This is a genomic window from Clostridiales bacterium (assembly GCA_030016385.1).
GTDB lineage: Bacteria > Bacillota > Clostridia > Clostridiales > Oxobacteraceae > JASEJN01.
This window is the reverse complement of record JASEJN010000066.1, coordinates 5,550-17,106: the sequence shown is the minus strand read 5'-3', so window position 1 is coordinate 17,106 and position 11,557 is coordinate 5,550. Positions and strand designations below refer to the sequence as shown.

Genomic DNA, 11,557 nt, shown 5'->3' with positions numbered 1-11,557 from the left:
ATCAGGGAAACTATATCCATAGATATTGGTATAATATTCCTTTTACCAGTAATTTATCAGGTAGCACAACAGATTAATTTTAAGAAAAATATATTAACCTGTTCAATTTTAATGGGTATAATATTTGAAATAATTTTGTCTTTTATATCGCTCATTATTCCCTTATTTAAATACCCTTTAAGCGATACGCACAATATAATATCCATAAGTTTTAGAAACGGCGGCAATTTAGCGGCATTGTTTACGCCATTAACGAGTATAATAGGATCTATTTTAGGGATAAAAAATAATAAATTACTCTGGAAAAGGCGATAATTTAGATGCAACCAAAGTCATCTTCAATTCGTAATATGAAATCAGGCATAAATAGGCTTATGTTATTTTGAACAATGAATGAGTGCTCAAAATAACATAAGTTCATATTGCGAATTGAAGGAAGCTAAATATACAATTGACATATTACTGTTCTATGTTTATACTTCAAATATATAAAATTATTTTCTAAATATCCGGGGAGTTGATAATTTTGTGCGGTTTTGTAACGCTTTTATCAGATAAAGAAATAAGCGATAAAGATATGGAAATGGAAACATTAAAAAAAATGACGGACATCATAAAGCACAGAGGTCCTGACGACGAGGGCTTTTATGTGGACGGCAATATGTGTATGGGTTTTAGAAGGCTGAGTATTATAGACCTTCAAAATGGCAGTCAGCCATTTCCTTATGATGACGGGCGATATCGCATTGTATTTAACGGAGAAATATATAATTATGTTGAACTTCGTGAAGATCTTATTAAAAAAGGCTTTCATTTTTCAACGCAATCCGATACCGAAGTAATACTTGCAATGTATAAATACTTGGGAGCCGAGTCCGTAAAATATTTAAGAGGAATGTTTGCATTTGTAATATGGGATAAACAAACAAAAACAATGTTTGGTGCAAGAGATCCCTTTGGCATAAAGCCTTTCTATTACATAGAAAACGAAAGCGGAGTTTGCTGCGCTTCCGAAAAGAAAAGCCTTTTGTGCTTGAACGGCATTCCAAAGGATTTAAATATTAAAGCCTTATACAATTACTTGACTTTTCAATTCGTACCCGAACCCGATACGATACTTAAAGCCGTTTCAATTCTTGAACCTGGCCATACTATTACGAAAAAGCCTGGCGAAAAAGTTGTCACAGGGAGTTACTGGTCCATAAGTTTTAATCCTGTTAAAACAGACTTTGATAAAAGGATTATTGAAATAAGAAAAGCCATGGAGGATTCGGTCAAAGTCCATATGAGGAGCGATGTTCCGGTAGGAGCTTTCTTATCCGGAGGAATCGATTCCACAATTATCGTAGCCCTTGCAAGCAAAATAAACCCTGCCATAAAAACTTTCACTGTAGGATTTGAGCGAAATGGATACAGCGAAATAGATCTTGCCAAGGATACAGCAGAAGAATTAGGCGTCGAAAATATAAGCAAAGTTATAACAGTTCAGGAGTTTATCGATGAACTTCCAAAAATAATATGGCATATGGATGAGCCGATGGCAGATCCTGCAGCCGTTCCACTTTATTTTGTGGCAAGAGAAGCTAGAAAATACGTAAAGGTTGTGCTGTCAGGAGAAGGCTCAGATGAGCTTTTCGGCGGATACAATATTTACCGCGAACCTGTTTCATTAAGCATGTTCAAGTATATCCCGAAGCCTGCTAAAAAGGCTTTAAAATCCATGTCAAGGCTGATACCCGAAGGCGTAAAGGGTAAAAGTTTCATTGAAAGGGGCTGTTCCCCCATCGAAAAAAGGTATGTAGGAAATGCATTTGTATTTAATGACGAGGATAAGAGATATATCCTGAACAATTTCGATGAATCGTTAAAATATGAAAATGTAACCGAACCTTATTATAATGAGGCAAAAGATTATGACGATACTACAAAGATGCAATATATCGATATAAATACCTGGCTGAGAGGAGACATACTTGTCAAAGCGGACAGGATGACTATGGCAAATTCCCTGGAGCTCAGGGTTCCTTTTCTCGATAAAGAGGTATTCAACGTGGCGTCAAAACTGACCCTTGAAGAAAAAATAGGAAATGGTACGACTAAATACGCACTGCGTGAGGCGTTTAAGGGCATAATACCCGATTCAGTAATCACAAGAAAAAAACTGGGCTTCCCGGTCCCATACAGGCACTGGCTAAAAGATGAGCTTTATGATTGGGCTGTAAAGCTTATAAATGAAAGTGAAACAGATAGATATATCAATAAGCAAAATGTACTTAAAATGCTTGAAAAGCATAGAAAAGGGCCTGTAGATTATGGACGCAGACTGTGGACGATACTGATATTTATGCTGTGGCATCAGATATTTATCGAGAATAATCTTTCATATAATGCCAGTGAAATGCAAAAACAGGTTGCTATAAGCAAAAACTAGTTCATGGATGTATATATATTATTCGAAGAATATTATGGAAAGAGCAATTAGCGGAAAGGCTTTAGAGTCTGTTAACGCATGTTCAGGATAAGCAGAATCAATGTTTCATACGTAGCGAGTTTTGATTCTGCCCTGAACAAGTTTACAGACTCTTTAGACTGTGAGCTTAGCGATTGAAATAATATTCTTCGAATAATCTGAGTACAACCCTTGGATTAGTTTTTGTTTCCGGTCTTGCTTTTAGTGTATACGCTATTCATGCTGCCTATGATATCATGCATGAAATTGGCTCCTCTGCTTACTAAAATCCCTGTAAGCACTTCCCCTACCACGGGTATGTTAATCGGAATACCTATGACCTGAAATAAATCAAGCCCTGTTAAAACTGCCAGAAACACTCCTATAAGCACGGAACCGATTCTGTCGATGGAAAATTTCCCCTGCTGCCAGAAAAGCTTCGCCGTTTCCCATAGGGCTTCACCTATCAATGCAACTATTACAAGCTTTGATAAGTCCATCTTTCTCCCCTGCAAATTTTAAAATTACACTATAAAATATGCAAATTATATCTTTATAGAACTTCGATTCGTAATATATACCTGTGATGTTTTAAACACTTCAATTATCATATGCCGTTATAAGCTTCATGATTTCTGCCGTTCCATCGGGTGTTTGTTTCCTACGCATGCTTTCGATATATTTACCCCGGCTGTTATAAACATCGAATATCGCCTGGCATAATATATCCGCATTTATATTCTCCTCAAACAGAACCTTGCTAAAGCCCATCTTTTCAAAATATCTGGCGTTATAAATCTGGTCACCTCTGCTGGAATTGGTCGATAGAGGGATAAGTATGTTTGGAAGCTTTAATTTTAAAAATTCGAATATCGAATTTGCTCCCGCCCTCGATATTATAAGATTAGCTATTTTAAAAAGATGCGGCTGCTCTTCATTTACATATTCAAATTGCTTGTATCCATTTAAACCTGAAAGCGACGGATCTACATTGCCCCTTCCGCATACGTGAACAACCTGAAAACTTTTTAACAGATGCGGAAGAGCCTTGCGTATGAGGCTATTTATCCTCCTGGAGCCAAGGCTTCCACCCATAACCATGACAACGGGTTTGTTTGCCTCAAAACCGCAAATTCCAAGTCCTGTGTTATAGCTGCCGTTTAAGATCCCCTTTCTTATAGGCGTTCCTGTATAAACGACCTTCCCTTTGCTGAAATACTTCTCAGTGCTCGGGAAATTAATGCAGATTTTCGATGCAAAAGCAGCAGATATCTTATTTGCAAGACCCGGAGTCATGTCGGATTCGTGTATTATAACTGGTATCCCATTCATCCATCCTCCTATGACAACCGGTACCGATACGAACCCACCTTTTGAAAATATGACTTTCGGCTTTATTTTTTTCACAATAGAAAATGACTGAAATATACCTTCAAGTACCCTGAAAGGATCGGTAAAATTCTTTGCATTAAAATATCTTCTTAATTTGCCTGCATTTACCGCATGATAAATAATCCTCTTATCCTTTATAATGCTTCTTTCAATACCCGATTTTGTACCTATATAATGCACTTCCCACCCGTCTTTTAACAATTCATCAATTAGTGCAAGGTTTGGGGTAACATGTCCTGCTGATCCCCCGCCTGTTAATATTATCTTTTTCATTCTACTCTCCATCCCTTAACTCATATACTACCATCCTTCATATAGTATAATACAAATTGGTTTTATTTTTCTACAGATTGTTCCGATTTAAAGCGCATATTTTATATTTGATAAACCCGAAACTGCAGATTAAAAAAACATCCTCTGGATAAAATTTAAACTGAAACGATATGCTATTTTGGTTTTATTTTTTGCAGAATCGAAATATAAAACATTTTCATAGCAAAATTCATTTATGGTTTTGTGAGGTATACGATGGATTTTTTTAAGAAACTCGAAAACGCCGGCATCTATTATAATGAACGGCAAAAGGATGCCATAACTTATGTAAACGGTCCCCTGCTTGTTGCAGCAGGCCCCGGAAGCGGGAAAACAAGCGTTATAACTGGCAGGGCCGGGTACCTTATTGAAAAGATAAAGGTGAATCCTTCAAGCATACTTGTAATAACATTTACAAAAGCCGCTGCAAACGAAATGAAGCAGAGATTCCAGAACATCTTTTCAGATGCAAGGCACCATTTTGATGAAGTAAATTTCGGGACATTCCATTCTACATTTTATAAGATTATAAATACATATTATGGAAGGCAAGTCGCCGTACTGGACCAGGATAAAACTTATGGAATCATTAAAAATATACTAAGGCATGAAAATCAACCATATGATGAAGAAACAGTTCAAGCGATATTAAACAATATATCGATATTCCGCACTTGCGGAGAAGATATTGGAAGATGCAACTTGGAAAAAGTATCAAGGGCTCTATTTCTCTCGATACTTCAAAAATACGGCGGGCAAAAAAAGCTCCTAAGATGTATAGATTTTGACGATATGATGATTATATGCAAGAAAATACTTGAATCCGATAGCAACCTTCTGTCATTCTACAAAAAAAAGTATAAATATTTCCTCATAGATGAATTTCAGGATTCATGCAGAATGCAATTTGATATCGTAAAATTATTATGCTCTCCACAAAACAATATATGCGCTGTCGGCGATGATGACCAGAGCATATACAGCTTCAGAGGCGCATATCCGCACTGTATGGTTGACTTTGAGAAAAGCTTTAAGGGTTGCAAAACAGTGCTGCTCAATATAAATTATAGATCCTCCTTTGAGATCGTAGAGCTATCTAAAAGAATAATATCGAATAACAGCATGAGAAAAGAAAAAGATATGAAATCATATATAGGAGTGAAAAGCAAACCCGTATTTTTATCGCCTCCCGATGAGGAAGCGGAATCGTCATTCATAGCCGATACGATTGAAGAAATGACAAAATGCGGTTATACGTATGGCGATTTTGCCGTGCTTTACAGGTGCAACATTCAATCAAGGGCCATTATAGATGAGCTTATAAAAAGGAACATGCCCCTTAGCATAAGGGATACCATGAATAATTTTTATAATAACTGGATTTGCAGAGATCTTACGGCTTATCTGAAACTATCGTTGGACAATAACGATACCCTTTCAATTTCCCGAATAATCAACAAGCCTGTAAGATATATACACAAGAATGCATTAAATGCTTCAATTAAGCAATTTTTGAATGGTAAATGCAGTTTATATGATTCGTTTAAAAAATGCCCCCTTAAAGCATACGAAATACAAAAAATCGATGAGTTATTCAGCGGTTTGAAAACCATGAATCATATGGATGCATGCACGGCAATAGACTTCATAAGAAAATCAATAGGCTATGATGATTTCATAAAGTGCATGTGCAGTGAATCGGGCATAGATAGCCACGACTTTTTAGATATAGCAGATGAATATAAGCTTTCTGCAGCCGGATTTAACTCTATTGAATCTTTTCTTTCCCATATAAATCAGGTCTCCGAGGTGCTTAAGGACAAAAAAATCAAGAATAATAAAAGAGAAAGCGTCGTTTTGAGCACGATTCATGGAGCGAAGGGGCTCGAGTTTACATGCGTATTCATTATAGGAGTGACTGAAGGCTTTCTTCCCCACATTAAAAGCATCAAAAACGGTGAAAACATCGATGAAGAAAGGCGGCTTTTTTACGTGGCTGTTACCAGGTCAAAGACAAACCTTTTTATATCGTACCCTAAAAAGCACCATGGAAAAAGCACAAAGACATCAAGGTTCATATCGGAACTCTCAAATAATAACAGATCAATAAAAAAGAATTCCGGTATATATAATGCAGGCGAACTTATAAGCCATAAGATTTTTGGCATCGGAAAAGTTATGGGGCTTTATGACGGAGTAGTTGAAATCAAATTCAGAAAAGGCGGCCTGAAGCAATTGGATATCAAGACATGTATAGACAATAAACTAATCGATAGATAACTTCAGTTACCGCAAGCCTTGAAGCTTAATAAACGAAATAATATCCTTCAAATCATTCTGGTTGCATTTACTTTGTCAACCTAACTTCAAATCCAAAACATGCACTCTGAATAAATTATCATTGTCTTTATCGCATATATATGATAAAATATCCACATATATTATACATATGTATATATACCATATACAGTATACATTATTTTTATATTTTGGGGGGATTTATCTATGAAAAAAGCTATTTCAATTTTTCTTGCTGTTTTAATGGCAGCATCTCTACTGACAGCCTGTAAAAAGACAGGCAATGCATCTTTGGCAAATGCCGATTCAGATGAAATAAAAATAGGTGTTTTCGAGCCTATTACAGGAGCGAATGGAGCAGGAGGCTCCATGGAGGTACAGGGTATAAAACTTGCAAACAAGCTCTATCCTGAAGTGCTCGGCAAAAAAGTGAAACTTATCATAGAAGATAACAAATCCGATAAGGTCGAGGCGGCAAACGCAGCAAAAAGGCTTATTGAACAGGATAAAGTCAGCGCCGTAATAGGAAGCTGGGGAAGTTCCCTTGCGATGGCTGCCGGCCCGACTGCAAAAATGATGAAGGTACCTATAGTCGGAGCTTCATGTACGAATCCCAACGTTACCAAAAACAACGATTATTATTTCAGAGTTTGCTTTATAGATCCGTTCCAGGGAACAGTTATGGCAAACTTTGCATTCAAAGATTTGCATGCTAAATCCGCTGCGATAATACAGGAAGTTTCAAATGATTATTCGGTTGGTCTTGCAAAATTTTTCATGGATTCTTTTATAAAATTAACCGGAAACAAGAATGCAATATTGTCACAGCCTCTAAACTATCAGACAGGCGATCAGGATTTTTCATCACAGCTTACAACCATTAAAAAGCTGAATGCCGATGTTATATTTGCGCCGGGGAATTTTACTGAATCGGCACTTCTTATAAAGCAGGCAAGGCAGCTTGGAATAAAGACTCCAATTATAGGCGGCGATACATGGGAGGCGGACGAATTTTTGCAGCTTGGCGGAAGCGCCGTCGAGGGTGCCGTGTTTTCAACATTCTTTGCAAAGGATAAACCATTGAATTCAGAATCCGAAAAGTTCCTTAAGGAATTCGATGCTGAATATAAAGGGAAAGAACCAAGCGCCGTCTCGGCTTTAGGCTACGATGCCTATCGTGTCATACTGGATGCCATTAAAAGAGCAGGCTCCGCCGATTCAGTAAAGATAAGGGATGAACTTGCAAAGACAAAAGATTTTGTCGGGGCCGCAGGCAATATAACATTTGATGAAGACAGAAATGCAATTAAAAATGCTGTCATCAAAAAAGTCGAAGGCGGCAAATTTAAATATATGACCACGATTGAACCTGAAAACAACTGATAATTTTAATATAAATCTTTCTGCATTGCCGGTGGGGGAATAAATCCCCCACCGAAATTAATTGATTGAAGGGGATAATATGACTTTAACTATACTTCTACAGCAGCTTACAAATGGTATAGCCCTTGGAAGCCTGTATGCGCTCATCGCTATTGGTTATACAATGGTTTATGGAGTTTTAAGGCTTATCAATTTTGCGCATGGGGATATTATAATGGTCGCAGCATATATATCATATTTCGGTATATTCGCATTTCATCTTGAATGGTGGATCTCTTTCCCTATAGCCATAATCATTACTACTTTGCTGGGAATGCTTATTGAAAAAACAGCTTACCGCCCTTTAAGAAGTTCACCGAAAATATCGATAATGATATCAGCAATAGGTGTATCTTTCCTCCTCGAAAATCTTGCAACGGTTTTATTTACAGGCAAGCCGAAAAAATTTCCCAATATAAAATTATTTACCGATGTTGTAAACATAGGCGATGTGTCCATACAGCATATAATATTCTATATTCCGACAGTAACAATATTGCTGCTCGTTTTGCTTCTGTTTTTGATAAACAAGACAAAAACAGGTATGGCTATGAGGGCTGTTGCCAAGGATTTCGAGACTTCAAAGCTTATGGGTATAGATATAAATAAAATAATCAGCCTGACTTTCGGCATCGGTTCGGCACTTGCGGCTATCGGCGGCATCATGTGGGGTTTAAGGTATCCTCAGGTTCAGCCGACTATGGGGATAACCCCCGGATTTAAGTGCTTTATAGCTGCGGTTATAGGTGGAATCGGGAATATAACCGGAGCGGTTGTCGGTGGCTTTTTACTTGGGATCGGTGAAATACTTATAATAGCAATACTACCTGAATTATCCGGTTACAGGGATGCGTTTGCGTTCGTACTTTTAATATTAATTCTCCTCTTGAAACCTACCGGCATAGTTGGAGAAAAAATAGCTGAAAAGGTGTGATATAATGTCTGACAATAAAAACAAAAAGCTTATAAAGCTCTTGATTGGAGCCGGCATAATCGTGCTTTTATTTTTTATATTGTTTCTATGCGATTATTTTCTAAACACATATATAGTCACAGTGCTTAACCTCGGTGCAATCTATATAATACTGGCATTGAGCCTGAACCTTGTCAACGGTTTTACCGGACAGTTTTCACTCGGGCATGCAGGATTTATGGCTGTCGGCGCTTATACCTGCGGTATTTTGACCATGAGCCCCGAATATAAGGCTCTGAATTTCTATATCACCCCTATCGTTCCCTTTTTAAGAAATGTCCAATGGCCTTTTTTGCCGGCTTTGCTGCTCGGCGGGATTATTGCCGCCATAGCCGGTATAATCGTAGGAGTGCCGGCATTGAGGCTAAAGGGCGACTATCTTGCGATAGCTACTCTTGGTTTTTCGGAAATAATAAGGGTGGTATTCACGAATACGAGAAGTTTAACAAATGGTTCTTTAGGCATAAAGGGACTTCCAATGCCGGAGCATCCTATATATTGGACATTCGGGGCTGCTGTCATAACGGTAATATTCATGTGCCTTCTTTTAAGCTCGAGTTACGGCAGGGCCTTCAAGGCAATAAGGGAAGATGAAACCGCGGCCCAAGCCATGGGGATAAGCCTTTTCAAGCATAAACTGCTTTCATTTACTATCAGCTCATTTCTGGCCGGTATCGGCGGAGGGCTTTTAGGAAATCTTTTAGGCACAATCGATCCAAATATGTTTAAATCAGCATTGACATTCAACATACTTTTAATAGTCGTACTTGGAGGCATGGGCAGCATAACAGGCTCAATAATATCGGCAATAGTTGTGACGTCCCTTATGGAAGCCATGCGCTTCCTTGATGAAGGTTTCTTATTCATTCCTGCTCTTCCCGGCCTTAGAATGGTTGTATTCTCTCTACTTCTCATGCTGGTTATATTGTTTTATCCGAAGGGCATCATGGGAAACAAGGAGATATCCGTAAACAGATTGCTCAATATATTCAAGAACAAATCCGGCCGTAAAGAGGAGGCTAAAATATGAGTTTGCTTGAACTTAATCATATTACACTTAAATTTGGAGGGCTGGTTGCCGTATCAGACTTTAACTTAAGCCTTAAAGAAAATGAAATCGTAGGATTGATAGGCCCGAATGGCGCCGGTAAGACAACATGCTTTAATATAATAACGGGTGTTTACAAGCCCACATATGGCACTGTAATATATAAAGGCCGTAATATCACAGGCTTAAGGCAGGACAAGATTACAAAACTTGGCATTGCAAGAACATTCCAGAACATAAGGCTGTTTAATGAACTGACAGTGCTGGAGAATGTTTTGATCGCAAACCATCTTCATATCAGATCAAATTTTTTGTCTGCCACGCTCAGGCTCCCTCATTATATTAAAGAAGAAAATAAAATGTATGAAAAATCCATGGCATTGCTGAAAGATGTGAATCTTGATAATTTTGCCCATGAAAAATCTTCTTCACTGCCTTATGGGATGCAAAGAAGGCTTGAAATTGCAAGAGCGCTTGCTACAGAACCGAAAGTTCTCCTTCTCGACGAGCCTGCTGCGGGCATGAATCCGAATGAATCCATGGCTCTTATGGATTTTGTCCGCCAGGTGAGGGATAAATATAATGTTACAGTTTTGATGATAGAGCACCACATGCAGGTTGTCATGGGCGTCTGCGAAAGGATACTGGTACTCGACTATGGAAATACAATTGCCAAGGGAACGCCGGATGAAATACAAAACAACGAAAAAGTCATCGAAGCTTATCTGGGGGTGGAAGACGATGCTTGAGATAAATAATTTATCGGTAAATTACGGTGGTATAGTTGCCTTGAAAGACGTTTCCATTTCTGTTCCCGATGGTAAAATAGTTACCCTTATCGGTGCAAATGGAGCCGGTAAAAGTTCCACACTTAGAGGGATAACGGGTTTAATTAAAATAGAAAGCGGAGAGATCAGATATGATGGCATAAATATAACCGGAAAGCAGACAAAAGATATTGTCAAGATGGGAATTACTCTTGTTCCCGAAGGTAGAAATATATTTCCTGATTTAACTGTATACGAAAATCTGATACTAGGCGCATATACAAGAAAAGACAAAAACTATATAAATGAAGACCTTGAAAAGGTGTTTTCATTATTCCCGAGGTTAAAGGAAAGAAAAAAACAGTTGGGTGGCACGCTGTCAGGAGGAGAGCAGCAAATGCTCGCAGTAGGAAGAGCCCTTATGGCAAGGCCCAAATTATTAATGCTTGACGAGCCATCGATGGGTCTGTCGCCCCTTCTCGTAAAAGAAATTTTTAATATCATATCCAAAATTCATAGTCAGGGGGTTACTATACTTTTGATAGAGCAAAACGCAAAGGCAGCCCTTAAAATAGCCGATTTAGGCTATGTACTTGAAACAGGAAGGATAATACTTAAAGGAACCGGCAAGGAACTTCTTCAAAATGACACTGTAAAAAAGGCATATCTAGGAGAAAAGCACTAACTATTTTGGTTATAAGGCTGGTGGTATATTTTTTATGATTTGAAGAATATTATGGAAAGAGCAATTAGCGGAAAGTCTTTAGAGTCTGTTAACTTTAGCTTCAGGATAAGCAGAATCAATCTTTTGCGAAGCGAGTTTTGATTCTGCCCTGAACGAGTTTACAGACTCTAAAGACTGTGAGCTTAGCGATTGAAATAATATTCTTCAAATA

Annotated in this window: 10 protein-coding genes; 8 read left to right on the top strand and 2 right to left on the bottom strand. The window is 38.0% G+C overall.

Annotation, left to right across the window (positions count from 1 at the left end; all coding sequences use genetic code 11):
• A partial coding sequence (locus QME45_12670; GenBank protein ID MDI6619500.1) for a hypothetical protein occupies window positions 1-315 on the top strand: 315 nt, incomplete at its 5' end.
• Window positions 316-526: 211 nt separating this feature from the next.
• Window positions 527-2,431 (top strand): asparagine synthase (glutamine-hydrolyzing), encoded by a 1,905-nt coding sequence (gene asnB, locus QME45_12665; GenBank protein MDI6619499.1) that lies wholly within the window; start codon window positions 527-529, stop codon window positions 2,429-2,431.
• Window positions 2,432-2,646: 215 nt separating this feature from the next.
• Here the strand turns inward: asnB and QME45_12660 are convergent, their stop codons facing one another.
• Window positions 2,647-2,949 (bottom strand): hypothetical protein, encoded by a 303-nt coding sequence (locus QME45_12660; GenBank protein MDI6619498.1) that lies wholly within the window; start codon window positions 2,947-2,949, stop codon window positions 2,647-2,649.
• Window positions 2,950-3,049: 100 nt separating this feature from the next.
• The gene (locus tag QME45_12655; GenBank protein MDI6619497.1) at window positions 3,050-4,114 is read right to left on the bottom strand and encodes an undecaprenyldiphospho-muramoylpentapeptide beta-N-acetylglucosaminyltransferase; all 1,065 of its coding nucleotides are present in this window, start codon (window positions 4,112-4,114) and stop codon (window positions 3,050-3,052) included.
• 255 nt (window positions 4,115-4,369) lie between these two features.
• Between QME45_12655 and QME45_12650 the strand changes: the two genes are divergently transcribed.
• From QME45_12650 to QME45_12625, 6 genes are all read left to right on the top strand, one after another.
• On the top strand, window positions 4,370-6,433 hold the full coding sequence (locus QME45_12650) for an ATP-dependent helicase (protein ID MDI6619496.1): 2,064 nt from the start codon (window positions 4,370-4,372) through the stop codon (window positions 6,431-6,433).
• 225 nt (window positions 6,434-6,658) lie between these two features.
• Complete coding sequence (locus QME45_12645; GenBank protein ID MDI6619495.1) at window positions 6,659-7,834, top strand: ABC transporter substrate-binding protein; 1,176 nt, start codon at window positions 6,659-6,661, stop codon at window positions 7,832-7,834.
• 79 nt (window positions 7,835-7,913) lie between these two features.
• Window positions 7,914-8,807 (top strand): branched-chain amino acid ABC transporter permease, encoded by an 894-nt coding sequence (locus tag QME45_12640; GenBank protein ID MDI6619494.1) that lies wholly within the window; start codon window positions 7,914-7,916, stop codon window positions 8,805-8,807.
• A gap of 4 nt (window positions 8,808-8,811) precedes the next feature.
• Window positions 8,812-9,876 carry a branched-chain amino acid ABC transporter permease gene (locus QME45_12635; protein MDI6619493.1) on the top strand — a complete coding sequence of 355 codons (1,065 nt, stop codon included), beginning with the start codon at window positions 8,812-8,814 and terminating at the stop codon, window positions 9,874-9,876.
• Window positions 9,873-10,643 carry an ABC transporter ATP-binding protein gene (locus QME45_12630; protein MDI6619492.1) on the top strand — a complete coding sequence of 257 codons (771 nt, stop codon included), beginning with the start codon at window positions 9,873-9,875 and terminating at the stop codon, window positions 10,641-10,643. Before QME45_12635 ends, QME45_12630 begins: the two co-directional genes overlap by 4 nt.
• Complete coding sequence (locus tag QME45_12625; GenBank protein ID MDI6619491.1) at window positions 10,636-11,346, top strand: ABC transporter ATP-binding protein; 711 nt, start codon at window positions 10,636-10,638, stop codon at window positions 11,344-11,346. Before QME45_12630 ends, QME45_12625 begins: the two co-directional genes overlap by 8 nt.
• Window positions 11,347-11,557 lie beyond the last annotated feature (211 nt).

Coding starts and splice junctions, on each gene's coding strand:
- QME45_12660 (MDI6619498.1), bottom strand. CDS start 2,949: ATGGACTTATCAAAGCTTGTAATAGTTGCATTGATAGGTGAAGCCCTA.
- QME45_12655 (MDI6619497.1), bottom strand. CDS start 4,114: ATGAAAAAGATAATATTAACAGGCGGGGGATCAGCAGGACATGTTACC.
- QME45_12650 (MDI6619496.1), top strand. CDS start 4,370: ATGGATTTTTTTAAGAAACTCGAAAACGCCGGCATCTATTATAATGAA.
- QME45_12645 (MDI6619495.1), top strand. CDS start 6,659: ATGAAAAAAGCTATTTCAATTTTTCTTGCTGTTTTAATGGCAGCATCT.
- QME45_12640 (MDI6619494.1), top strand. CDS start 7,914: ATGACTTTAACTATACTTCTACAGCAGCTTACAAATGGTATAGCCCTT.
- QME45_12635 (MDI6619493.1), top strand. CDS start 8,812: ATGTCTGACAATAAAAACAAAAAGCTTATAAAGCTCTTGATTGGAGCC.
- QME45_12630 (MDI6619492.1), top strand. CDS start 9,873: ATGAGTTTGCTTGAACTTAATCATATTACACTTAAATTTGGAGGGCTG.
- QME45_12625 (MDI6619491.1), top strand. CDS start 10,636: ATGCTTGAGATAAATAATTTATCGGTAAATTACGGTGGTATAGTTGCC.